This is a genomic window from Aequorivita soesokkakensis, assembly GCF_001641085.1.
GTDB classification, from domain to species: Bacteria; Bacteroidota; Bacteroidia; order Flavobacteriales; family Flavobacteriaceae; genus Aequorivita; species Aequorivita soesokkakensis.
The window spans coordinates 1-25255 of the sequence record NZ_LXIE01000034.1 but is presented as its reverse complement, the minus strand read 5'-3'; the positions used below and the strand labels follow the sequence as shown (position 1 = coordinate 25255).

Annotated in this window: 26 protein-coding genes; 20 read left to right on the top strand and 6 right to left on the bottom strand. The window is 38.0% G+C overall.

Features of this window, described 5'->3' with window-relative positions; genetic code table 11:
* Positions 1-8: 8 nt before the first annotated feature.
* A complete protein-coding gene (gene ahcY / locus A7A78_RS11155; protein ID WP_068762615.1) occupies positions 9-1325 on the bottom strand; it encodes an adenosylhomocysteinase in 1317 nt (438 codons plus the stop codon).
* A gap of 95 nt (positions 1326-1420) precedes the next feature.
* Here ahcY and A7A78_RS11150 point away from each other — a divergent pair, with 95 nt between their 5' ends.
* From A7A78_RS11150 to A7A78_RS11110, 9 genes are all read left to right on the top strand, one after another.
* On the top strand, positions 1421-2056 hold the full coding sequence (locus A7A78_RS11150; RefSeq protein WP_068762542.1) for a 4'-phosphopantetheinyl transferase family protein: 636 nt from the start codon (positions 1421-1423) through the stop codon (positions 2054-2056).
* Positions 2057-2059: 3 nt separating this feature from the next.
* Positions 2060-2752: a phosphoglycerol geranylgeranyltransferase gene (locus tag A7A78_RS11145; RefSeq protein WP_068762541.1), complete on the top strand. Its 693-nt coding sequence runs from the start codon at positions 2060-2062 to the stop codon at positions 2750-2752.
* Between the two features lie 87 nt (positions 2753-2839).
* Positions 2840-3100: a thiamine-binding protein gene (locus tag A7A78_RS11140; RefSeq protein WP_045081418.1), complete on the top strand. Its 261-nt coding sequence runs from the start codon at positions 2840-2842 to the stop codon at positions 3098-3100.
* Positions 3084-3722, top strand: a complete 639-nt coding sequence (gene pnuC, locus A7A78_RS11135; RefSeq protein ID WP_068762540.1) for a nicotinamide riboside transporter PnuC — start codon at positions 3084-3086, stop codon at positions 3720-3722. The genes A7A78_RS11140 and pnuC overlap by 17 nt, the downstream gene beginning before the upstream one ends.
* A complete protein-coding gene (locus tag A7A78_RS11130; RefSeq protein ID WP_094746125.1) occupies positions 3719-4252 on the top strand; it encodes an AAA family ATPase in 534 nt (177 codons plus the stop codon). Before pnuC ends, A7A78_RS11130 begins: the two co-directional genes overlap by 4 nt.
* A gap of 1 nt (position 4253) precedes the next feature.
* On the top strand, positions 4254-5780 hold the full coding sequence (locus A7A78_RS11125) for a DUF4301 family protein (protein ID WP_068762538.1): 1527 nt from the start codon (positions 4254-4256) through the stop codon (positions 5778-5780).
* Entirely contained in the window at positions 5777-6181 is a 405-nt protein-coding gene (gene arfB, locus A7A78_RS11120; protein WP_068762537.1) for an alternative ribosome rescue aminoacyl-tRNA hydrolase ArfB, read from the top strand. The genes A7A78_RS11125 and arfB overlap by 4 nt, the downstream gene beginning before the upstream one ends.
* Positions 6182-6396: 215 nt before the next feature.
* Positions 6397-6807, top strand: coding sequence for a hypothetical protein (locus tag A7A78_RS11115; RefSeq protein ID WP_094746123.1), 411 nt, complete (start codon positions 6397-6399; stop codon positions 6805-6807).
* Between the two features lie 124 nt (positions 6808-6931).
* A complete protein-coding gene (locus tag A7A78_RS11110) occupies positions 6932-8293 on the top strand; it encodes a sigma-54-dependent transcriptional regulator (RefSeq protein WP_068762536.1) in 1362 nt (453 codons plus the stop codon).
* Between the two features lie 2 nt (positions 8294-8295).
* Here A7A78_RS11110 and A7A78_RS11105 read toward each other — a convergent pair whose 3' ends face one another.
* Entirely contained in the window at positions 8296-10749 is a 2454-nt protein-coding gene (locus A7A78_RS11105) for an ATP-binding protein (RefSeq protein ID WP_068762535.1), read from the bottom strand.
* 368 nt (positions 10750-11117) lie between these two features.
* Between A7A78_RS11105 and A7A78_RS11100 the strand changes: the two genes are divergently transcribed.
* The 7 genes from A7A78_RS11100 to A7A78_RS11070 all read left to right on the top strand — a co-directional run bounded on the left by A7A78_RS11100 (position 11118) and on the right by A7A78_RS11070 (position 20279).
* Positions 11118-13310 (top strand): TonB-dependent receptor, encoded by a 2193-nt coding sequence (locus tag A7A78_RS11100; protein WP_068762534.1) that lies wholly within the window; start codon positions 11118-11120, stop codon positions 13308-13310.
* Positions 13311-13384: 74 nt separating this feature from the next.
* Complete coding sequence (locus tag A7A78_RS14895; RefSeq protein WP_094746122.1) at positions 13385-14875, top strand: AAA family ATPase; 1491 nt, start codon at positions 13385-13387, stop codon at positions 14873-14875.
* Between the two features lie 99 nt (positions 14876-14974).
* Positions 14975-15658: a hypothetical protein gene (locus A7A78_RS11090; RefSeq protein WP_068762533.1), complete on the top strand. Its 684-nt coding sequence runs from the start codon at positions 14975-14977 to the stop codon at positions 15656-15658.
* A gap of 6 nt (positions 15659-15664) precedes the next feature.
* Positions 15665-16786 (top strand): hypothetical protein, encoded by a 1122-nt coding sequence (locus A7A78_RS11085; RefSeq protein ID WP_068762532.1) that lies wholly within the window; start codon positions 15665-15667, stop codon positions 16784-16786.
* A gap of 14 nt (positions 16787-16800) precedes the next feature.
* Positions 16801-18615: an OmpA family protein gene (locus tag A7A78_RS11080; protein ID WP_068762531.1), complete on the top strand. Its 1815-nt coding sequence runs from the start codon at positions 16801-16803 to the stop codon at positions 18613-18615.
* A gap of 62 nt (positions 18616-18677) precedes the next feature.
* The gene (locus A7A78_RS11075; protein ID WP_131811135.1) at positions 18678-19448 is read left to right on the top strand and encodes an ABC transporter permease; all 771 of its coding nucleotides are present in this window, start codon (positions 18678-18680) and stop codon (positions 19446-19448) included.
* Between the two features lie 3 nt (positions 19449-19451).
* The gene (locus A7A78_RS11070) at positions 19452-20279 is read left to right on the top strand and encodes an energy-coupling factor ABC transporter ATP-binding protein (protein ID WP_068762529.1); all 828 of its coding nucleotides are present in this window, start codon (positions 19452-19454) and stop codon (positions 20277-20279) included.
* An 8-nt stretch (positions 20280-20287) separates the two neighbouring features.
* Here the strand turns inward: A7A78_RS11070 and A7A78_RS11065 are convergent, their stop codons facing one another.
* A complete protein-coding gene (locus A7A78_RS11065; RefSeq protein WP_068762528.1) occupies positions 20288-20722 on the bottom strand; it encodes a hypothetical protein in 435 nt (144 codons plus the stop codon).
* 187 nt (positions 20723-20909) lie between these two features.
* Here A7A78_RS11065 and greA point away from each other — a divergent pair, with 187 nt between their 5' ends.
* Positions 20910-21386 (top strand): transcription elongation factor GreA, encoded by a 477-nt coding sequence (gene greA, locus A7A78_RS11060; RefSeq protein WP_068762527.1) that lies wholly within the window; start codon positions 20910-20912, stop codon positions 21384-21386.
* A 2-nt stretch (positions 21387-21388) separates the two neighbouring features.
* Positions 21389-21784 carry an HIT family protein gene (locus A7A78_RS11055; protein WP_068762526.1) on the top strand — a complete coding sequence of 132 codons (396 nt, stop codon included), beginning with the start codon at positions 21389-21391 and terminating at the stop codon, positions 21782-21784.
* Here A7A78_RS11055 and A7A78_RS11050 read toward each other — a convergent pair.
* From A7A78_RS11050 to A7A78_RS11040, 3 genes are read right to left on the bottom strand one after another with little or no spacing between them, the layout of a single operon-like run.
* Entirely contained in the window at positions 21774-22121 is a 348-nt protein-coding gene (locus A7A78_RS11050; RefSeq protein ID WP_068762525.1) for a hypothetical protein, read from the bottom strand. The two genes, A7A78_RS11055 and A7A78_RS11050, sit on opposite strands and share 11 nt — an antisense overlap.
* Positions 22122-22123: 2 nt before the next feature.
* Positions 22124-22528 carry a hypothetical protein gene (locus tag A7A78_RS11045; RefSeq protein ID WP_068762524.1) on the bottom strand — a complete coding sequence of 135 codons (405 nt, stop codon included), beginning with the start codon at positions 22526-22528 and terminating at the stop codon, positions 22124-22126.
* Between the two features lie 28 nt (positions 22529-22556).
* Positions 22557-23711, bottom strand: coding sequence for a sensor histidine kinase (locus A7A78_RS11040; RefSeq protein WP_068762523.1), 1155 nt, complete (start codon positions 23709-23711; stop codon positions 22557-22559).
* Between the two features lie 98 nt (positions 23712-23809).
* On the opposite strand from A7A78_RS11040, the gene A7A78_RS11035 reads away from it, so the two are divergent.
* Positions 23810-24685: a flavin reductase family protein gene (locus tag A7A78_RS11035; RefSeq protein WP_068762522.1), complete on the top strand. Its 876-nt coding sequence runs from the start codon at positions 23810-23812 to the stop codon at positions 24683-24685.
* A gap of 33 nt (positions 24686-24718) precedes the next feature.
* Complete coding sequence (locus A7A78_RS11030; protein WP_068762521.1) at positions 24719-25096, top strand: DUF3127 domain-containing protein; 378 nt, start codon at positions 24719-24721, stop codon at positions 25094-25096.
* Positions 25097-25255 lie beyond the last annotated feature (159 nt).

The following is a 25255-nucleotide window of genomic DNA, read 5'->3' as shown; positions in this document are numbered from 1 at the left end:
TTCGCTATTTAGTATCTGTAATACTCAGGTTTAAACGGTCCTTTAACTTCCACACCAATATAATCAGCTTGCTCTTTCGAAAGTTCAGTAAGCTCAACCCCAATTTTCTCAAGGTGAAGTTTCGCCACTTTTTCATCCAAATGCTTTGGTAGCATATAAACTTCGTTTTCATAGTTTTCACCATTTTTCCAAAGTTCAATCTGTGCCAAAGTTTGGTTGGTAAAACTGTTGCTCATCACAAAACTTGGGTGACCAGTTGCACAGCCAAGGTTTACCAAACGACCTTCAGCTAAAAGGATAATGTCCTTTCCGTTGATGGTATATTTGTCAACCTGTGGTTTGATTTCCACTTTGGTGTTGCCGTGGGTTTTATTCAACCAAGCAACGGCAATTTCGTTGTCAAAATGCCCAATGTTACAAACGATGGTTTTATCTTTCATCGCTTCAAAATGCTCAGGACGGATAATATCTTTGTTTCCGGTAGTAGTGATGACAATATCTGCAGTTTTTACAACAGTTTCCAGCTTTTTCACTTCAAAACCGTCCATTGCGGCTTGCAATGCACAAATTGGATCAATTTCAGTAACAGTAACGATACTTCCAGCTCCTTTAAAAGAAGCGGCAGTTCCTTTACCCACATCGCCATAACCACAAACTACAACGCGTTTTCCGGCAAGCATTATGTCGGTTGCGCGACGTACTGCATCAACAGCACTTTCACGACAACCGTATTTATTGTCGAATTTACTTTTGGTAACGCTATCGTTAATGTTGATAGCTGGCATTGGTAAAGTTCCTTTTTTCACGCGCTCGTATAATCTGTGAACACCAGTAGTAGTTTCTTCAGAAATACCTTTTACGCCAGCGGCAAGCTCTGGATATTTATCCAAAACCATATTCGTTAAATCGCCGCCATCGTCAAGAATCATATTCAACGGTTTGCGGTCTTCGCCAAAGAAAAGCGTTTGCTCAATACACCAATCAAATTCCTGCTCATTCATACCTTTCCAAGCATATACAGGAATTCCAGCAGCAGCAATTGCAGCTGCAGCGTGGTCTTGCGTTGAGAAAATATTACAAGAACTCCAAGTAACTTCTGCTCCAAGCGCTTTTAATGTTTCAATAAGTACCGCAGTTTGAATGGTCATGTGAAGACATCCAGCAATGCGCGCGCCCTTTAAAGGCTGTTCGTTTCCGTATTCTTCACGAAGAGACATAAGCCCTGGCATTTCGGCCTCGGCAAGCTCAATTTCCTTTCTTCCCCAGTCTGCCAGGGAAATATCTTTTACTTTAAACGCCGTGTAAGGCACAGTTTTCGTTGACATATTTGTTATATTTATACCCGCAAAAGCGGACATTCATTAAAAATTAATTTTCTAGTTTTAAGTCTGCAAAACTACGAAATATCCTTTGAAAGTTTATGCCACTTTACAAAACTATAACAGTAAACCCCCACACTAAAGTCTTCATTTGGAAGATTGAAGAGTCTTTTGAAGCCCTTTCCGAAGGGATTGATCTTACAAAAAATTGCTCTAACAGAGTGGTAAATATGAAAAGCGACCTACATCGTCGGGGTTTTATGAGCATTCGGCATTTATTGGCTTTGGGGGGCTATTCCGATCACGATTTGTATTATGACGAAAACGGAAAACCCCATTTAACGGGCGATAAGCATATTTCCATTACACATTCCTTTAACTTTTCGGCAATAATAATTAGCGATATTGAAGTAGGGATTGATATTGAAATGCAGCGCAGTAAAATCCTTAGAATCGCACATAAATTCACACCAATTGAAGAATACCGAACCATCGCCAATGAAGATGCAATGATGCGAAAACTTACGATTGTTTGGTGTGCAAAAGAGTCACTTTATAAAAGCTTTGCCGAAAAAGGCGTGAGTTTTTTGGAGAATATTTATGTGGAAGATTTTAGATTGGATGAAACCAAGACCACGGCTACGGTAACTTACGAAGATAAACAGCAACAGTACGATGTAGATTTTCTTGAATTTGAAGAATTTACTTGCGCCTACGCCCTTATTTCTGAAAAATAGTAGATGGAAGGAATTTTTTACAAATCTTTTCTGAAACGAATTGACGAAAAAGAAAAGCAACTCGCCATTTTGATTGATCCCGATAAGTTCAATAGTTCTGAAACAAAATCATTTCTGAAAAAACTTCCGAAGAAAACCACTCACCTTTTTGTGGGAGGAAGTACCGTTGCCAATGGCGAAACCGAAGCAACCGTAAAAGCGTTGAAAGCCGAAACACAATTGCCAATCTTTCTATTTCCGGGCGACCATTCGCAGATTACTCCACTTGCAGATGCACTATTGTTTTTAACATTACTTTCTGGGCGGAATGCGGAATATTTGGTGGGCCAGCAGATAAAGTCCATTTCAAAATTGAAAAATAGTCCTTTGGAAATTATTTCCACGGGCTATATTTTGATCGACGGCGGTAACGACTCGGCAGTTTCAAAAGTGACGAATACCGAACCGCTTCCGCAGGAAAATATTGAAAACATTGTACACACGGCGTTAGCAGGCCAATTTATGGGCGCAAAATTGATTTATTTGGAAGCGGGCAGCGGCGCTAAATTTCCCGTAAAACCCGAAATCATTTCCGAAGTAAAAAAAGCAATCAACATCCCTTTAATTGTTGGCGGCGGAATAAAAACCGAAGCACAAAAAAATACCGCTTACGAAGCTGGAGCGGATATGGTTGTGATGGGAACGGCGTTTGAGTAAATTCCAAATCTTAAAAAACCAGATTCCAAAAACTGCAAACTGCGAATGAAAACTTTTTAAAATCGTAGTTTTGAAAAAAATGAAAAAATGAAAATTTCAGTAGAATTAACCCTCACGCCTTTACAGGACGATTACGAACCCGCAATAATCAATTTTATAAAAAGCCTTCGAAATTCTGGCCTTACAGTATTGGAAAATCCCCTAAGCACACAGGTTTACGGCGATTATGATGCGGTGATGAACCTTCTTCAAAAAGAAATGAAAGTTGCATTGGAAGCTGTGGAAAGAGGTTTGCTTTACATCAAAATAGTAAAATCAGACCGCAGCGACTATGAGCCCCATTTTTGATTGGTTTTTTGCGCAATACGCTGAAGTTCCCACACATTTAATAGTGCTGGAACTCATCGGCGTTTTCTTTGGCTTTTTGAGCGTGTGGTTCAGCAAGCAGGATAATATTCTCGTATATCCCACGGGGATTATCAGCACGGCTATTTTCGTTTATATTTTGGCTGTTTATGGGCTTTTGGGCGATATGATGATAAACGCCTATTACTTCGCAATGAGCATTTACGGCTGGTATATTTGGACCCGAAAAGTGGATGCGACCCATTATACGCCCATCACAAAAGCCACAAAAACCGAAAACAAACAGTCTGTTTACATTTTTATCGCAACGCTTATTTTCGTTTTTGCAGTCTATGAATTTTTCGACAAATGGAACAGTTGGACAGCCTATGTTGACACGATTACGACCGCAATTTTCTTCGTAGGAATGTGGCTTATGGCGAAAAAGAAACTCGAAAACTGGATCTATTGGATTATTGGCGACCTAATTTCCGTGCCACTATACCTTTATAAAGGGCTCGTGTTTACTTCGTTCCAATACCTATTATTTACTATTATTGCCATTTACGGATACCGCGCTTGGAAGAAAAATTTGAACATACCCGAAACCAGCCTACTGAATTGATAAAAGTAGTATTATACGGCCCCGAATCTACGGGAAAAACTACTTTGGCAAAACAGTTGGCGGAACACTACAAAACGCTTTGGGTTCCCGAATATATGCGGGAATACCTTCAAAAAAAGTGGGATTCCGAAAAGAAATTGGTTGAAAAGGAAGATTTAATTCCCATTGCAAAAGGGCAATTGCAACTTGAAAAGGATGCTTCGCAAAAGGCTCAAAATCTGCTGATTTGCGATACGAATCTGCTCGAACTAAAAGTCTATTCCGAATATTATTACGATGGATTTTGTCCTTCGGAAATAAAAACCGAAGCAACCAAAGACAATTACAGCATCTACCTTTTGACCTATGTTGACACGCCTTGGGAGCCGGATATTTTGCGCGACCGTCCAAACAACCGCGAAGAAATGTTTCGTATTTTCGAGGCCGAATTGAAAGAACAAAATTTCCCATATAAAATTTTAAAGGGAGACAAAGAAGAAAGATTTGAAAACGCTGTCAAAATTATTGACGAATTGCTGAAGAAGAAATAAAATGTTTACTGATAAAAACTTACAACAAATAAAGAATCACGGGCTTTCCGAAGCTAAAGTAGCACGCCAACTTGAAATTTTTAAGGAAGGAATCCCGTTCGCAAATGTAGTTGAACCAGCTTCGGCGGATAATGGCATTGTGGTATTTTCAGAAACGGAACAACGCCATTTTGCAGCGCTTTTTGAAGCTGAAAAAGACAGACTTGATTTGCTGAAATTTGTGCCAGCTTCGGGTGCGGCGACGCGAATGTTTAAGTTTTTGCATCAGTTTTTGGAGAGTTATGATTTTAATAATGAAGACATCGATGTGTTTCTTCAAAAGCAAGAGAATAGAAATTTGAAAATCTTTTTTGAATCAATTGAAAATTTTGCTTTTTCTTCTTTGGTGAAAGAGAAATTGGAAGCGAAATTTCCCGATTTTGAAAATTTCGAAAAAGGAAAACGCTACTATTTCTTCGTAAAGGAAATGCTGGAAGAAAACGGTCTCAATTTCAGCAACACGCCCAAAGGCCTCGTTCCTTTCCACAAATACGATGAAGATTATGTTACCGCTTTTGGCGAGCAATTGTACGAAGCAGCTTTTTATGCAAGCTCGAACGGCATAGCCAATTTACATTTTACGGTTTCCGCGGAACACGAGGAAAAGTTCAAAAAAAGATATGAGGAAATTCAGGAAACCGTTGAAAATAAAACAGGCGTGAGATTCAATATTTCCTATTCCTTTCAGAAAAAGGAAACTGATACAGTTGCCGCAAATACTGAAAACAAAGCTTTTTTAGATGAAAACGACGATTTGGTTTTCCGTCCGTCCGGGCACGGCGCGCTTTTGGAAAATTTGAATGAAGTGGATGCCGACATCGTTTTCATAAAAAATATTGACAACGTGGTTTCCCAAAATTATGTGGAAACCATCGCTTTTCAGAAAAAAGTGCTAGCCGGGAAATTGCTATCGCTACAGCAAAAAATCTTTGGTTTTGTGGAAAAACTTCACGCTGCAAATCCTTCCGAAGAAGTTTTGAAAAACGCTTCCGAATTTATTTCCGAAGAACTTTTCATAAAAAACACTCCTATATATAAGGAAGCAATTTTGAAAATTCTGGAACGGCCCATCCGCGTTTGTGGCGTTGTTGAAAATACGGGCGCTCCCGGCGGCGGCCCATTTCTTATAAAAGACAAAAACGGAAACCTTTCCTATCAAATTGTGGAAATGTCCCAAATCGATAAAAACAATACGCAACAAAAGGTTTTGGTTGAAAAGGCAACGCATTTTAATCCCGTGGATTTGGTTTGCGGACTGCGTAATTATAAAGGAAAAAAGTATGATTTGCTGAAATTTTCAGATCCCGATACAGGTTTTATTTCACATAAATCATATTATGGAAAACCTATAAAAGCATTGGAACTTCCGGGACTTTGGAATGGCGCGATGGCAAACTGGAACACGGTTTTTGTAGAAGTGCCGCTGATCACTTTCAATCCTGTGAAAACGGTGAACGACCTTTTGAATACAGAACACCAACCGCAATGAATGCCGAAGTTTTAATTTCTGAACTTTCCTTTAAAGCCATCCGCAGCAGCGGGCCAGGCGGACAGCATGTGAACAAAACGGCTTCAAAAATTGAGGTTTCATTTAGTTTAGAAAATTCCGGAGCACTTTCAGAAATTGAAAAGGAACGTCTTCGAACAAAACTTTCCACAAAAATTTCTTCCGAAGGAATAATAGTTCTTCAATGCGGCGAAACCCGAAGCCAGCACCGCAACAAGGCCATCGTTATTGAAAGGCTTGTTGAATTGCTTCAGAAAAACCTTAAAGTCGCAAAACCGCGAAAGAAAACAAAACCTTCAAAAGGAGCGATTGAAAGACGTTTAAAATCCAAAAAGGAAAATGCCTTTAAAAAATCCAACCGCAAACCACCAAAAATTGAATAGTGTTTACACAAAAACTGTGTAATTTTTATACAACTGTTCTTTCCATTATACACTTTTCTTAAAATTCAAAACAATTGAATAATCTTTAAATAACTGTTTTGCAGTTATTTAATGGTTTTTTCTGTTCCATATTTTCTATGGCACTACTTTTTCTATATACAAGACAACAAACAAACTTAGAGAAACGAATAAATAATTATTAAAAACAAAAACAAATGAAAAAGTTAATTTTAAGTACAGCAATCGTATTAGGAGGTTTAACCGCAGCAACCGCACAAGATAAAGAGCCCACTGCAATGAATGAGCAAAAACAAACTGCCGTTGAAGCCCAATTGGAAAGCAGAATTGAAGCTGCGCAAGATGCTGAAACTGCTGATGTAGTTGATGCCGAAACAGCTGTGATTGCAGCCCCCGTACAAGATTTTAAAGAAGTAAAAGCTTCTGAGGTACCACAAACCGTTAAAGACGCCGTAGCTAAAGACTTTAGCGGTGCCACTATTTCTAAGGCTTATGTGAATGCCAATGGAGAATATAAACTTGACCTTGCCACTGCAGATAAAAAAGCTGCAACGGTTTATGCTAACGCAAAAGGTGAGTGGATTAAAAACGATATGAAGAAGCAGTAAGCTGCAGGTATTTTAGATTCAATACTTCTGGGAAAGGCGTCCATAAAATGGGCGCCTTTTTTTATGATAAATTTAAAGTTTGCCCAGCCATATACTCACTATTTTTACGTTCTCAGAAAACGTAATGGCGCAACAAATACATATAGTTGAAGACGATGTAGCTTTTGGAAAAATGCTTACCTCTTTTTTGGAACGAAGAGGTTTTAATGTCACTGTTTCGCTTTCAGGCGAAAAGGCGCGAAAAACCATTTCTGAAAGCAATTTTGATTTGCTGATTACGGATTTAAAGCTGCCGGACGATTCGGGTCTTGACTTGCTTGAATTTTCACAAAAAACTTCCCCGAAAACAAAAGTGATTTTAATGACAGGCTATGCCGAAGTTGATACTGCGGTGAAAGCCATCAAAAAAGGCGCTTTGGATTATATTTCGAAACCGTTCCGGCCAGAGGAATTGTTGATGATTATTGAAGCGGATTCTCAAAATACGGAATCTTCGGAAGAACATATTTCAGAAACTGTTGAGCCGAAACAGCCTGCTTCCCAACCAACTTCTGAAAATTCCAAATTTGTCATCGGCATCAGCGAAGCCTCTAAAAAATTCAACGAATATTTAAAACTCGTCGGGCCAACGGATATGTGCGTTCTTATTCAAGGTGAAAGCGGAACTGGAAAGGAAGTTGCCGCAAAGGCAATCCACAATTATAGTTCCCGAAAGGATAAAAATTTTGTCGCAGTAGATTGCGGCGCTATTCCGAAAGAGATTGCCGCGAGCGAATTTTTCGGCCACGTAAAGGGAAGTTTTACGGGCGCGGTGAACGACAAAAAAGGCCATTTTGAAGCGGCAGACGGCGGCACCCTTTTTTTGGATGAAGTTGGGAATCTTTCCTATGAAAATCAAATTCAACTCCTGCGTGCTTTGCAGGAACGCCGCATAAAACCCGTGGGCAGCAATACCGAAATTGACGTGGATGTACGGATACTTTCCGCAACGAATGAAGACTTGCTGAAAGCCGTTTCCGAGGGAAAATTCCGCGAGGATTTATATCATCGGTTGAATGAATTTTCAATCCACATTCCATCGCTGCACGAACGGAAAGAGGATCTTTTTCTGTTTATTGAATATTTTTTAAACGAAGCGAACAAATCTTTGGGAAAGGAAGTAATCGGACTTTCGAAAGAAGTGGAAGAAGCCTTTAAAAACTACGCTTGGCCGGGCAATTTGCGCGAATTGAAAAACGTAATCAAGCGTTCCGTTTTGTTGACCAATTCACATTTGATTCCGTTGGAAGTTATTCCGCGGGAAGTTCTTTTTTCTGCAAATACGAAAAAGGAAACCGTTGATTTTTCGAAAGAAAGCAACGAAAAACAACTTATTTTGAACGCTTTAAAAGAAGCGGATTTCAATAAAACCAAAGCCGCAAAACTGCTGAACATTACCCGAAAAACGCTTTATAACAAACTGGAGCATTATCAAATAGAATTGTAAAATTATCGGATTGAAAGAGCATTTTGTAAATCTCGAATGTTCAAAATAAGCTTCTCAAAATCCATCTTCATTTCCAAAGGTTCAACTATTTCGGCAGTGTAATCCTCCATTTTTTCAAGGATAGGAATAACTTCTTTCGCCTTTAATTGGCGGAACATCGTCAACATTCTGTGGGCGATTTCGGTTATTGTATTTATATCCTTTTCGGCAATTGAATTTTTTATTTGTTGCAAATCTTTTTCGGTTTGTGTGTTGAAAACCTCCAGCACTTCTTCCAAGGCTTCGGGCGTATTTAAAAAGGATTTTAAAAGGGAAAGATCAAATTTTTCGTTGGCTGTGGAATTTGATTTGAAGATTTCATCCGTATTATTTTCTCCTGAAAAATTCCTGCGGTTTGGAAAAATGCGCTCCAAAACCGTAACAAGTTCATGTTTTGAAAAAGGTTTTGGAAGCATTTCGGAAAACCCTTTGTTGAGGTAGAAATCGCGGCTGTACTCCCTACTTCCCGTCATTGCTATTACGGGCTGGTTTTTATAGGAATTTATTTCGCCGTTTTTCAAATTTTTTAGAACCAAAAAACCATCTGTTTTTGGCATTTGTATGTCGGTTAAAACAAAATCGAAATCGAAATTCAAATCGAAGTTTTTAAAGTTTATAAAACTGCTGAATGCTTTCGAATCAATATTCATTTGCTCAAAAATCTCTTTTAAAAGTGAGCGCATCGCGTCGTCATCGTCAATTATTACGGCAGATAAACCTTCAAAGTAATTTTGTTTTTCCGAAGAAATATTTGATAAAACCCGCTCCGAATTTTTAAGTGGAAGTGTAAGAATAAATGAACTCCCTTCTCCCAAAATACTTTTCACTTTTAAATTTCCACCTAAAAGTTCGGTCAGTTTTTTTGAAATTGCCAATCCCAAACCACTGCCGCCAAATTTGTGTGCAATATCTGTTTCAGCTTGGGTAAATTCGTTAAAAATAACATCTTGTTTTTCTTTTGAAATACCAATTCCAGTATCGATTACTGAGATTTTTATTTTTGAAGTTTTGTCAAATTTTTCGATTTCAGAAACCTTAATTTCAACACTTCCGTTTTCTGTAAATTTAAAAGCGTTACCAACAAGATTATTTATTATTTGACGAATTCGCAACGGATCACTTTCAAAGATCTTGCTTTTTATAGCTTCAGAAATAGAAATTTTAAGTTCAATCGGTTTTTGAAAATATTGTTGTTTTACAGCATTTCCAGTGTCGACGATGATATTTTCCAAAGAAAAAGGAATGCTTTCCATCGGCAATTTTCCGGCTTCCAATTTGGAGTAATCCAGCAAATCATCCACCAAATGCGAAATGAAATGCGAGCTGGAAGTGATTTGCGCCAAATAATATTTCTGCTTTTCGGAAAGAGAGGAATTTTCAAATAATTCGGAATAGCCACTGATGGTATTTAATGGTGTTTTCAAATCGTGACTTACAGTGGAAATAAGCTGTTCGCGACTTTTTAGCAATGATTCAGCGTAATTTTTTGATTCCTCCAAATTCTTCTTAAATCGCTCTGCCCTAAAAAAGTCTGAAAGGATAAAATATGAAAACAATAAAACTACAATTCCACCTAAAATTCCTGCAAATTTTAAAATCTGCTTTGTGCGTTCCATAGATTCCGCACGCTGTTGCTTTTCAAGATTGTTGTTCTTCGAAATTTCGCGATCAAAACTGCCAATTATTTCACGCAAACGTTCAGAAATATTGAGGTCGTTTCGAATCAATTCATTCTCTTTTTGAATCAAGCATTCACGAATTCTCGAATTTTCCTTTTTCGCTTCGGCAACAATATAACGCGAAGCCACAAGCATAGAATCTACGGTTTTGGACTTTACCGTTGCCGTATCTCGGGTAGCATCCCTGTTAAGATAATCTGCATACGATTGATAAACTTTTCTTTCCCGATTGCTTAATTTGGAGGGATTTCTGATCAATGATTCCACCGAATACAGACCGACGGAAGATTCCAATTTTCGCACTTCCTTCATAATATCATCCAACGAAGTGTCTTTTTTATTAGTCAAACGTAGGATACGAAGTTGCTCAATATTTCGGTTTTTATCTTCGAGCAAAGATTTTACGCTATCAAGTTGTTTTACCTGAAAATCATTATTTGTGAGCGACTTTATCTCTTCAATTTTTCTGAAAAGTGAATCGGTTTTGGCCATATATTTTTCAAAATCTTCATCGCTTTCCGTTAAGAGCGCAAGTCTTGAAAATCCATCTGTTTCGTAAACCAGATTGATGAGCGTTCCGGTCTCAATGAATTTTTTTTCGCCTTTTGTTTCAGTAGATTCGGCAGTGAAATTTTTGAATTCAGAATATAAAAAAGCCCCGACCAAAACCGATAAAGCTCCCAAAACGAGGTAGCTGAGAATAATTTTAAATGTGAATTTGTTTTTTGAAGTGGCCATCGTTCAAATGTAAACACTATAAAAAAGGGGAAGTATTAAGGATATGATAAAAAAATCGAAATCGAAAACGAAGCTGAAATCGAAAAAAGTAATGTACTTTTGCCGAACATCTCAAAGGGGTGCTTTTTGAAAAAAGAAATACGAGGTACGAAGTACGAATGATAAGTTCGTCGCTCGTCGCTCAAAATTCCTACTTCAAAAGGCTGAGATTATACCCAAAGAACCTGGGCGGGTAATGCTGCCAAGGGATAACAAATAGGAACCCCCTGTAATAATACACGACGTATTGTTTTCAGGGTTTTTTTATGTAACCATTTAACGAACCAAGAATAACGCCCCTTTTATTCGTATAAAATTATTTTTTACGAATGAAAAAGTTATTGATTACTGTAGTTTTTGCTTCATTATTTATTTCTGTTTCCGCCCAGGAATTACCGAAGGACAAAACGCAAGATTCCACTAAAGTTGAATCGCTCGACGAAGTTTTAGTAAAAGCTGTACGCGTTGATGCAGATTCACCAATTACCCACTCAAACCTCGATAAAGAGGAGCTTGAAAAGCGAAACCTTGGACAAGATATTCCATATATGCTTAACTATTTGCCGTCCGTTGTAACAACAAGTGACGCCGGCGCAGGCGTGGGTTATACGTACATTCGGGTTCGCGGTAGCGATGCCTCACGAGTGAATGTTACATTGAATGGAATTCCGTACAACGATTCTGAAAGTCAAGGTACTTTTTGGGTGAATTTGCCCGATTTTACTTCTTCGGTTCAAAGCTTGCAACTGCAACGTGGCGTTGGAACTTCAACAAATGGCTCGGGGGCTTTTGGCGCGAGTTTGAATTTGTTGAGCGATGCAGTTTCAAACGAAGCTTATGGCGAAATTGCAAATTCCTTAGGAAGTTATAAAACGCATAAACACAACGTCAAGTTCAGCACTGGCTTGCTTTCCGACCATTTTGAATTAGCGGGAAGGTTGTCAACAATCCAATCTGATGGATATATTGACAGGGCCAGTTCCGACTTAAAATCGTATTTTCTTCAGGGCGCATTTGTGAATAGAAATACCTTAATAAAAGCTCTTGTTTTCGGAGGAAGGGAAGAAACCTATCAATCTTGGAACGGTTTGGAAGACTCCGAAAAACTTGAAAATGACAGAACTTACAACACCGTTGGAATGTACACCGATGAAGATGGAAACATTCAGTTTTATGATAATGAAGTTGATAATTATGCGCAGGATCACTATCAATTGCTGTGGAATCAACGATTCGATAATAATTGGAGCACGAATGTTTCTTTCAATTACACAAAAGGAAAAGGCTATTTTGAACAATATAAAGAAGACGAAGATTTTGAAACTTACGGTTTTGAACCGATTGAAATTGGTGGCGATACCATAAATACAACCGATTTAATTCGCCGTCGTTGGTTGGATAACGATTTTTACGCAGCAAATGCAAATGTGAATTACAAAAACGAAAAAATAGATTTCACGGGCGGTGCATTTTATAGTTATTACACCGGCGACCATTTTGGCGAAGTAATTTGGGCACGATATGCCAGTAATTCTGAAATCCGCGATCGTTATTATGAAGGAAATGGCGAGAAAAGTGAATTCACTGTCTTTTCAAAGGCAACCTATAAAATTGACGAACAGTGGAGCGTTTTTGGCGATTTGCAGGGTAGGTTTTTGAATTATAAAACTTCTGGGATTACTTCAGATTTGGTTCCTTTGAATGTAGATGAAAACTATTCGTTTTTCAACCCAAAAGCGGGATTGACTTATAAATTGAATCTTTCAAACCAATTCTATTTTTCATACGGAAAAGCCCATCGCGAACCTTCCCGAAATGATTACGAACAAGGAATTATTACTCCAGAAAAATTGGATGATTTTGAACTTGGCTGGCGTTTCGCTTCAGAAAAAACGAAGGTGAATACCAATGTGTTTTTTATGAATTACAAAGATCAATTGGTCCTTTCCGGCGAATTGAATGATGTAGGCGCAGGTTTACGAACCAGCAGCGGAAAAAGTTACCGTTTGGGGCTGGAAGTTGATGCAGAAATACAACTTTTGAAAAATTTGAGAACCATTCCAAACATCGCTTTAAGCACCAATAAAAATGTAGATTTCGTTGCTTCCCGCGATGGCGAACTGGTAAATCTTGGCAATACAAACATTTCTTTTTCACCTTCGATAGTTGCTGGAAATATGCTGGAATATTCACCAATCAAAAAACTGCAATTAGGGCTTCTTTCAAAATTTGTAGGCGAGCAATATATGGGGAATATTGACAGCGAAGCTTCTAAATTGGACAGCTATTTTATCAATGACTTGAATATCGTTTACACTTTGGACAATCTTCCGTGGATTAAAGAAGTCGTCTTTTCAGCTTTGGTAAATAATATTTTCAACGTAAAATATATTTCCAACGGTTATTTTTATACCTATGATGATGATTTTAGTAATCCGGGAACGGTTACTACCATTGAAGGCGCAGGATATTATCCGCAGGCGACGATTAACTTTTTGGTCGGGGCGACGGTGAAATTTTAGTTTTCGGATACAAAAGCATTTTGCTTTGTTTTAAAAGAAAAAACCTAAATTTAGCGAACACTAACCAATGGTAAATGGAAAATTCGCCTAAACCAATTCAGCCGGAAATTTCGATTGAATTTATAGAGCTTTTAAAGGAAGAATGCGCCAAAGTTTCAATTATCTGCCAAAATTTGAACGCAGATCAGAAATTTGCAAACGCCGTCGCATCCCTTGCTGCAACTGATTTTAATGCACAAACCAGCAACGCCGCACACATTTTATTGCGCGATGTTGTTTCACTTTTTAATAAAGTTGTTACGCTTCAGGGTGATGTTGCAAAAATGCCTATCCGTGCAAAATTCCTTCTTATTTATGTGTACGAAAGTCTGCGCGGCAAAGACCTGAGCAATACCTACAATATTGAAAAGATGAACGCGCTCACAAAAGCAGAGCCATTCAACAAAAATATTTCTACTGTTCGCGAAACGTCTTTTTTTCAGTCTGTTGCTACTATGAATGAAGAATTTTTAATGCCTTCAATTCTTCAGAAAATAAAAAATGAAAACGCTTCGGGAATAGCTTCCTTTCTGAATAGAATAGCGACTTTACTCGTAAAAGCAGATAATAGAATTTCAAAAAAAGAAAAGGAATTTTTGATAAAAATTTCAGAAAAAATAAACCATCCAAAAATTATTGTTTCCAAAGCAAAATACAACGAAGTGCCTGAAGATGATACTTTGGAAAAAGTATTGGCCGAACTACACGAGCTTATTGGGATGGTCGGGATTAAAAAAAATGTTGAAGACTTAACCAATTTTTTGAAAGTCCAAAAAATTAGGGAAAGAGAAGGTTTAAAAACGATGAACACTTCGCCACATATGGTTTTTATGGGCCCACCGGGAACTGGGAAAACAACTGTGGCGCGCTTGCTTGGCCGTGTTTATAAACACCTCGGCTATCTTGAAAAAGGGCATTTAATAGAAACCGATCGCGCGGGAATGGTTGCCGGATATGTTGGGCAGACCGCCATAAAAACAGATGAAATTATAACCTCAGCGCTTGGCGGCGTACTTTTTATTGATGAGGCATATTCGCTTACTTCCAACGGATTTAATGATTTTGGCGGGGAAGCCATTGAGATTTTATTGAAAAGAATGGAGGATCATCGTGATAATTTTGTAGTGGTTGTGGCGGGATATCCAGATGAGATGCAGATTTTTATACAAAGCAATCCTGGGCTTCAATCGAGGTTTAACAGGTATTTTGAGTTTGATCATTTTACGGCGGAAGAGCTGATGCAGATTTTTAAGCTGAATGTAAAAAAAGCAGATTTTATACTTACGGAAGAAGCTGAAGACAAACTCAACGAAATACTTATAAAACTTCACGAAAAGCGCGACAGAAGTTTTGGGAATGCACGAACCATACGCAATCTTTTTGAAAAAATAATTGAGCGCCAGGCCAACAGAATTGTAAGTATTACGCCAATAACTAAAGATTTATTGATGAATCTTACAGAAGAAGACATTCCTGAAATAAATGCAACAGTAAAGAGCATTTTGCTTTTTCAGGAAGAGGAATGAAAGGCAGTTCAAAAAAACCTATTATATTGAGTGAATTTTATATAAATTTACTCCTTTAAGAAATTATTAACGATTCGCAGCAAAGTAATTTAGATTTTCATGGCCACAGATAAATTTAACTGGAAAGGACTTTTTGTAAATAACGAGGAAGGTACTTCAAATGAAAAAGTTGAAAAGGATTCTCCAAAACAGGAAACTGCTTCAACCAGTTTTCCACAAAGCAAGCCTATTTCTACCTTTCCGTCAGACATTCCAAAGGGAACCGCAAACAGCTCTATATTGTCTTCCATTGTTGAAATGTATGAATCTGGATTTGATTCCCTAAACCAACCCGGCTATGATTTTTATGAATTTTTCAAAGCCATAAAAGCCGTTAACTCAAACGATGCCAATGTTTATAAAATGGCACTTTCAATGGCACAAGGCGTAGATTCAAAAGTGAGCAAAACTACTTTGCTTACCCAAGCTGGCTTCTATGTTACTGAAATTGATAAGGTTCACAAACATTATCAAGAAAAGGGAAATGCCAAAAGAAATGAACTTCAGCAGCAGATTAAAAACCAAAAGGAAAACCTAAGTTCTGAAATTTCAAGTCTTGAAAAACAAATTCTTGAAATGCAGACCAAAGCGAGCAATTTGAAAAATGAACTTCAGAATTTAGACGCTAAACTTTTATCTGACGCTTCGGAAATTGATCAAAAAATAAATGCCAATGATATGGCAAAAACCAAAATCCTAGATACTATACAGAGTGTTATTGACGGGATTAAAAACAACCTTTAGAAAACTATGGAAAGCAAAGCTGAAAAAAGCCACGTTCTGGACCTGCCCATCCTTAAGCATTTTGATGATGAAAAGGGTGAGATTTCCTTAAATCCCAAAAACTGGCGAAATGGAGAAAAGGGTTTAAATGCACTCTTGAAAATTGCCTTGTTTGCAGCATTGGGTGTTGCGGCTTGGGTATACGTTTTGCCGCCGCTTTTCACCGCTTTGGGTCAAGTAATAGCTTTGGCGGGCGTAGCCGTTTTTGTGATTTTCTTTATAATGATGTTACCTGTAATTTTTAAGGGAATCAGAAGGCTTACGCGTTTTATCCATAAATCGTTGATTCGCCATGATCCTTTTGGGGAGCTGGAAGAACAGAAGCAAAAAATGATGAAAAACCGCAGGGTTTTTAAAGATTCCAAAGCAAAGATCAAGGCTTTGAAAAATAATATGGAAGCCGAAGCTTTTAAAGCTGAAAAGGAAGCCAAAGATTATCAAGACCAAGTTGTTTCCCTTCAAAAACACGCGCAGGCGCTAAAAGAGAAAATGGAAGCAATTGTGAAAGAGCAAGGAAATGCAGGAAAAGATACCGATGAATATGTAGAGCTTCACAGCGCGCTTGCCAAAAAACTTTCCGAATCGCAGCGGGTTGCACAACAATTGGAACAGAGCAAAAGCTTTATTCAAAAATACGGAAGCCGTGCAAGCATTATGGGGAAATTGGACCGTAAACTTACATTGGCGGGAACTGCGATTGATATAAAAATTTCAGATTTTGAAGTGACAATCCAAATGCTTCAAAAGGAATTTCAATTTGCCAAAACTGCACGTGAGGCTACTGATAGTGCAAAAAGCGCGATGCTTTTCACCAAGGATTGGGAGCTTGAATATGCGCTGGATGTGGTTAGTGAAACTATAGCAATGGACATTGCCCGAACCCAGGAAAACCTTTCGGATATTGATTCGCTTACTTCAAAATATGATATTGATAGTGATGAACTTTATTCACAGCTCGATACTTTGGCAGATAAAATTAAAACGGGTGAAGATTACGTGCCCGATTCAAAAAAATATAATAACCCAAATTATAAACTTTCCGCAGAAGATAAGCAGGAAAGTGGCGGTTTTGGAAATATGTTTGACTAATAACAACTAACACAATGGGAAAGATTTTACGAATAAGAAAACTTACAACACTTTCAGAATTATTAATTGCAATTGTAATTCTTGGCGGTATTTTATTTGCCGTTTATCATTTTGCACCTGGACTTCGTGTGGGAAAAGCATTACAGTTGGACCAGCTTAATGTGGATAAAGGTGATGTGGACAATGTAGTGACCACTGAAAAACTGGAATTGCCATCCACAAGCACTTCAAGTGAAGTGAAAGATAAACCTTTGGTGCGTATGGCAGCCTATGCTTGGAACGCACAATCTGGGATTATTGTTGCAAACGGAGGAGCCAAAACTACAAAAGGTTCATTAATGGAGCAAAACGGGGTTAATCTGGAAATAATCCGTCAGGATTGGCTTTCGGAACTTCGGAATATGCAAATGAAATTCATTGAGGAATTTGATCGCGGGGAAGAATTTCCAGATGCAGATAAAAGTGCCTTTGCAATTATGATGATGGGCGATGGTGCTCCATTTTATATCAGTACAATGCAACAAGCACTGGACGATAAATTCGGGAAAGATAAATATCACGTACAAGTAGTTGGAGCCGTAGGATTAAGTTATGGGGAAGACAAATTGATTGGCCCACCAAGCTGGAAAGTAGATCCAAAAAGCATGAAAGGCTCATTAATTTCAGCGGTTTTGGGCGATGGTGACTGGGTAACGGCTGTTAACTATGCCTTTGCAAATGGATTGAAAGTAAATCCAGACGTAACAACTTATGATCCGGATGCCGTAAACTTCTATCCTTCACAGGATGATGATTATATTAAATCTGCGGAAGAATTGATAAAATCACAAAAAGCAGGTTGGACAGTTCCGTTGAAAGAAGTAAAAGACGGAAAATTGACTGGCCAAACCATCAACAAAAAAGTAGACGGCTGTGCTACTTGGACCCCGGGAGACAAAATGGTTTTTGATGCACTCAATGGCTTTACGGATATTGTTTCAACAAAAGAATTCAACAACCAAATGGCGACCACCATTATTGCTGTTAAAGAATGGTCTGTAAAGCATCCAGATATTGTAAGCAATATTTTAAAATCTGCGTTAACGGCTTCCAACCAAATGAAGCAATATGACGATTGGCGCGTTCGTGCCTCTGAAGCTGTGGCTTCCACTTATGAACTTGAAACCCCACAATATTGGTATGATATGTTCAAAGGCCAAAAGGGAAGCAAAAACGGCATTGAATACAATATGGGTGGTTCGCGAGTGTTGAATTATGCAGATGTTATGCAGTATTACGGAATAAGTGATGGCGTTAACAGATATAAAGCTGTTTACAGTCAAGTTTCTTCCTATTTGAAGGAGTTGAATCCTTTTGGATTTAACGAATCTGTAAAAAGGATTGTTCCTTATGATGAAGCAGTAAACCTTTATTTCCTTAAAAACATAAATGACATTGATGCGGGAGCGGCTTATAAACCAGACTATTCAAAAACTACTGATAAAGTTTTGGCCTCTGGCGAATGGAATATAAATTTTGACACGGGAAGTGCAAATATTTCAAGTTCATCAATGCAAACCGTAGAAACGATATATAACCTTCTAATTCAAGCGGAAGACACAAAAATAAAACTGGAAGGACATACCGATGATACTGGCACCTCTGAAGCAAATTACGATCTATCACAACGTCGCGCACAGGCTGTTGTAAATTATTTACGCGGAAAAGGAATTCCTCAAACTAGGGTTCAATCTGTAATTGGAAAAGGGGAGGATGAGCCTGTTGCAAGCAACACAACCAATGAGGGTAGAGCCAAGAACAGAAGAGTTGTTATTACATTAATGAATTAATTTTTTTAAAAGGACGCTGACTGAAAATGTTCGGCGTCCTTTATTTTTAAATTTTAATGAAAATGAAAAAAATCTTCACTCCATTTGAAAATATTGGAAAAAACAGCAGATTGCTTATTATTCTTTCTTGGGTAATATTAGTTGCTGTCTTTTGGTTTGTTTCCAGTATGGGCGAGCGACATCTTTTTCCTTCCCCTGAGCAAGTGGGGAGAGGTTTTAGAGAGCTTTACAACGAAGGATTGATGGTTCATGTGGGCAGTTCGTTGTGGCTTTGTCTTAAAGCTATTCTTATTGCCATTACCATTTCACTTACAATTACATATTTATCTACTATTCCTGTTGTTATGCCTGTTGCTAGGGCAATAAGTAAGCTCCGTTATTTGCCGCTTACGGGAATAACTTTTTATCTTGCTATTATCATTAGCAATGCCAGAACTATGCAGGTTTGGGTTTTGGTTGTTTTTATGAGCACATACCTTACTACTTCACTTTTAAGTATGGTGAGTTCCATTGAGCAGGAAGAATTTGACCACGCCCGTTCCCTTCAATGCAACCGTTGGGAAGTACTTTGGGAAGTAGTTATTAAAGGAAGAATGGACCACGTGATTGAAGTGATACGCCAAAACTTAGCGATTGTTTGGATGATGCTCGTTACTGTGGAATCCATTTTAGTAGCGGCAGGCGGACTCGGTTTCTTAATAAAAAACAGTGATAAATTTATGAACCACGGAAGAATTATTGCACTTCAAATTGTAATTCTTTTTGTTGGACTTTCTATAGATTTTATACTCGATTACCTTCGGAAGGCATTCTTTAGATATTCAAAAATATAGCTTATGGATTACCAAATGCAAAATACCCTATTATACGTTGAAAACCTCAGCGTTGCCTATGGTGAAAAAGTTGTAATAAAAGATGTAAGCTTTGTTGAAAAAGATGTTACGCGCGAAGGAAGTGTTACAGGGCAAGTGATAGCGGTTGTTGGACGTTCGGGCCGTGGCAAATCTACATTGTTCAGGGCACTAACGGGGTTAATAAAACCAACAACAGGCAAGATTTTAATTGCTGATGTGGCTACAGGAGTTGAAAACGATGCAAAAGAAGTACACGAAGGCGACGTGGGTTTTGTGGACCAGAAATACACACTTTTCAGAAATAAAACAATTTATCAAGCATTAATGTTCGCTTTGCGGCATAAAGATTTTTCAAAAGAAGAAAAGCATAATACTATAACAAAATATCTTCAGGAATGGGGCTTGGAAAAAGCGAAAGATCAATACCCCTGCGAACTTTCAGGTGGGCAGCGGCAGCGTACCGCTATTATTGAACAGATTTTGTGTTCGGGCCATTATATGGTTTTGGATGAACCATTTTCGGGACTGGATATCGGCAATATTGAAGATGTAAAAAAAGCCTTTAGTTTAATTACGTCACTTCACGAATTCAATACCATTATTTATTCTACACATGATATTGAATTAGCGGTGGAACTTGCAGATAGTATTTATGTAATCGGCTATCCAACAATTGATGGAAAAACGGCAGATTACGGTACTATTGTAAAACACGTAGATATGAAAGAGCGAAAATTAGCTTGGAAAGAATACGGAGTGGAACATTTGGAGGTCGTTAAAGAAATTAAGGCCGCGATGCTCACTTCGTAAAAATCTCTCTAATTACTAACAACAACAGTATTTCCGTTTAACTGTGCATTATATTGCTGCATAGGATACTTACTGCCGGGTTCGGTAGTGTGCTGCCCAGAAGTTATAAAGTATTCATTGTCATCATTTGTGCAGGGGCAACTTGCAATTACACCCGTAAGTTCCATGCGCGAACAACTGCTGGGCACGTGGTTGGGGTCTGTAAGATCAAAAGCCAGATACTGGTTCTCACTTACGCAGTACACAACAATGCCCTTTATTCCCTGGGAAGTAACAACGTAATTTCCGGGAAATTTTAGAGGATTGTATTCTGGAAGATTTAAATTTAAATTTAGGCTTACAGCGGGATCTGTTAAAAAAGGATTCCTGTCTTGTTTATCATCACTTTTAGAACAAGAAAGCACTATTAAAACAGTTAAAAGGAAAAGAAATTTATTTTTCATGAGAGCAATTAAATTTTGATGTCGAAATTACAACAAATTACGCAACAAGTAAATTTTTAGTATATTTGTTAAACACAATCCCGTCAAAGCATGGGATTTTTCAATTTATTAAAGTGAGTCCCGCCACGAGTCGGGATTTTGTTATATTAAAGAATACGTATGTTCTGCATACACAAACGATGAAGTTATGAGTAAAGTATCTTATTACACTGCCGAAGGATTAAAAAAATTGAGGGACGAAGTGGACCAATTGCGTGATGTTGAACGTCCAAAAGCTTCCAATGCAATAGCGGAAGCCCGCGATAAAGGAGATTTAAGCGAAAATGCTGAATATGATGCAGCCAAAGAGGCACAGGGAATGCTGGAAATGCGCATTGCTAAATTAGAGGAAGTTTTGGCCAATGCCCGTTTGATAGATGAATCACAATTGGATTTGAGCAAGGTTTTGGTGCATTCCACCGTAAAGATTAAAAACCAAAACAACGGCATGGAAATGACCTATAAACTAGTGGCCCAAAGCGAAGCCGACCTTAAGACCGGAAAAATTTCAGTTGATTCTCCAATAGGCCATGGTTTATTAGGAAAAGAAGTGGGCGAAGTTGCAGAGATAAAAGTACCCAATGGCGTGCTTAAATTCGAAATATTGGAAATTTCAAGAAAGTAATTATGGCATCAATTTTCACACAAATAATTGAAGGAGAAATACCTTGCTATAAAGTTGCCGAAGACGATAATTTTATTGCTTTTTTGGATATAAATCCAAATGCAAAAGGACATACACTCTGCGTTCCAAAAGAAGAAATTGATAAAATTTTTGACATGGGCGAACATATGTATTTGCAATTGATGCAATTTTCCAGAAAAGTAGCTCGCGCCCTTGAGAAAACGGTTCTCTGCAAGCGTGTAGGAATGGCTGTTGTGGGTTTGGAAGTGCCACACGTGCACGTGCATCTTATTCCGTTGAACGAAATGGACGATATGCGTTTTACAAAAAAAGTAAAAATGACTTCAGAGGAATTTGAAATGTTGGCCGAAGCAATTTCCGAGAAACTTAAATCTTAGGAATCAACACATAAACCACTGCGGCAACCAAGACAATTGCCACAACAACCAAAATATAAAATAGCGGTTTCACCTTTAAATACTGTTTATTGGTTTCCGCTATTTTTTTGTTGTAATCAAAAACCCGCTCAATATCTTCGGTCCAGTTTACGGGATAGATTGAATTTTTGCAGGTATGGCAGAATAAAGTGTGTTCTATAGTTGCATCTGGTTTTTTAAATAAAGGTGTTTCCTTTTCATTCTGCGTAAAAGTTATTTCCAAACCATCTGTTCCAAAACAAGTGGGACAATTATTTTTTAGGCGAGCCGTATGTAATGTGTTGGTTTTACTTTTCATAATTAATCTTTTCTTATAAATACTCCAATTAAATAAACAATGAGCAGGTATGGTATGTAGAATGCAAATGCCATTATTGCTTTTAATGGCCATCCAATTCCAAAATAATCTATTTCAAGCTGTTTTGTCCGCTCCATATTTTCACTCGCTACTTCCTTAAATCGTTCCGCTTCGTTCATTGCGTCAAAATTATATCCATACTGACTCAATAAAATCTGGTCTGAAAAGTTTGCCCACCAACTAAATATAAAAATTAAAAAAGCCGAAATAATCACTCCAAAAACAAAATAATTAAGCAAATTGAATTTGAATAGATTCCATTTTTTTAAACCGATTAAAAGAAAAATAGGCGCTGAAACCAAAAAAATAAAAATTATAATCGATACTATGGTTATTAGAATTTCCATTTAAAAAATTAATTCTTTTAAATTACAATTAACTTTCTGTCTTTAGGGAAATTTCCACAGTGGTGCCTTCGCCCACAACGCTTTTCAGCACTTTAATCTTTCCGTTATGGTATTCTTCAATAATTCGTTTCGCAAGTGAAAGGCCTAAGCCCCAGCCACGTTTTTTTGTGGTATGGCCCGGTGTAAATATTTTTTTGAACTCACTTTTTGTCAGCCCTTTGCCTGTGTCAGAAATAAGCACCTTTGCATATTTTGAATTCTGCTCAATGGCGATGGTTATTTTGCCTTTTCCTTTCATAGCATCGATGCCATTCTTCACTAAATTTTCCACCGTCCAACTAAAAAGTTGGGGGTTTATTTCAACATAAATAGGGGTTTCGGGGACATTAAGTTGAAAGTTAATCAGCTTTGAAGTGCGTTTTTGTAAATAATAAAAAGTTGCTTTTGTCTCTTCCACCAAATCGTGTTGCTCCAGTTTTGGCACCGAACCTATTTTTGAAAAACGGTCCGTAATGGTTTCCAATCGCGAAATATCTTTTTCCATTTCACTGATATATTCAGGATTCACGTTTTCAGATTTCAAAATTTCCGTCCAACCCACCAAAGAGGAAAGTGGCGTGCCAATTTGATGCGCCGTTTCCTTTGCCATTCCTGCCCAAAGCCTGTTCTGTTCGGAAGATTTTGAGGTTTTGTAAAAAAGATAAACGGCTAATATGAAAAGAAAAATTATTAATATTAATGCCGCTGGATAGTATTTAAGTTTGTTTATCAAGGGGGAATTTCCAAAGTAGATTACAGAAAGTACCTGATCTTTGTATTTAACTTCCAAAGGGTCGTATTCTGAAACAAACTGTTTTATTTTCCTTTTTAGGGCAGCTTCGTTATTTAAAATTTTTTCGTCAATATTTCTGCCTTCATAGTTGTCTTCCTTCAGCGTATGAAGAATCATTGGCGTGGTGCCATTGTTTCGTATTATGGTAAGGGCTGTTTCGCTAATAGGGCTTCCTTCAACATCTTGACTTTGGGCCAATTCCTCTTGTGCAACTGCCCAAATCTCCATTTTAGTGCGTTCGTTTTCCTTCAATTGATTGAAGAAAATATAGGTATTCCACAAAATTAGGCTGATAACGATAAGGGAAGCTAAAATAAAACCCCAACGGGAGAGTGATTTGTTGCGCAACATAAAGAATTTTTTTCCAGTTTAAATATAAAGCAAATATGTTGATATTATTGTACAATCATGTTTTTAGAAGCTATAATCTTTGGGTACTTTTGCAGGCAATGATCTCTATTGAACCACACGAATTATCTACGGGAAAACTGCACGGCTACCTTTTGGGCGCTGTTTCGCCACGGCCAATATGCTTTGCGAGTACCGTGGACAGCGAGGGAAACGTGAACCTTTCGCCTTTCAGTTTTTTTAATGTTTTTAGCGCCAAACCGCCAATCTTGGTTTTTTCGCCCGCACGCCGCGGTCGAGATAATACAACAAAACATACCTATGAAAATGTTTTGGAAGTGCCCGAAGTGGTTATAAACATTGTGAGTTTTGAAATGGTTCAGCAAGTTTCGCTATCCTCAACAGAATATGCAAAGGGTGTAAACGAGTTCACAAAAGCCGGTTTTACCGAATTACCTTCGGAAATGGTAAAACCACCTCGCGTAGCTGAAGCTCCCGTGCAACTGGAATGTAAGGTAAACGACGTAATTAAACTGGGTACTGAAGGCGGTGCCGGAAATTTGGTAATTTGTGAAGTGGTAAAACTTCACATAAAAGAAGAAATTTTAAGCGAAGATGGAAGTATCGATCCATTTAAAATTGATACTGTTTCCAGACTTGGCGGCAATTGGTACAGCCGTGCAAAAGAAGGCCTTTTTGAAGTGCCGAAACCGTTAACAACATTAGGGATTGGCATCGATAGCCTGCCAGAAGAAATTCGTAAAAGCAAGGTGTTGACAGGAAATGATTTGGGGATGCTTGGCAACGTAGAAAATTTCCCAAATTCGGAAGAAATTAATACCTTTATAAATGCTTCGGAAGAATTGAAATGGTTGCGGGATGAAGGCAATTCTTTAGAAATTCATAAAAAAGCTCAAGACTTGTTGTGTGAAGGGAAAATAGATGATGCTTGGAAGGTGCTTTTAAGTAAAAAATAGAACGAAAAACAATTAAGAATAAACAATAAAACGATGGAACTACAAGGAAAAATTAAAATGATAGATGAAACCAAAACCTACGGAAACAATGGGTTTAGGAAACGCGAGCTGGTAATTACTACCGAAGAACAATATCCACAACATATTTTGATTGAATTTGTACAGGACAAAACAGATTTGTTGAACAATTATAAAGTAGGGCAGGGCGTGAAAGTGAGCATTAATGTTCGCGGCCGTGAATGGGTAAATCCGCAAGGCGAAACCAAGTATTTCAACAGCATTCAGGGATGGCGCGTTGAAAATCTTTCGCAAGCGGCGGGAAGTGGAGAGATGCCTCCAATGCCTCCAGCGGAAGCTTTTGAGCCAGCAAACGATTTTAACGAAGAAGAACACGATGATCTTCCTTTTTAAGAAATACCAAAAAATATAATTGTTTAAAAAACCTCGAAGCCATGCAAAAATTCGAGGTTTTTTCATGCTTATAACTCCCGCACTGCCAATTGCATCTCTTGCAAAGCCATTTGCAACTCCTGCATTGCCAATTACATCTCTTGCAACGCTATTTGCAAC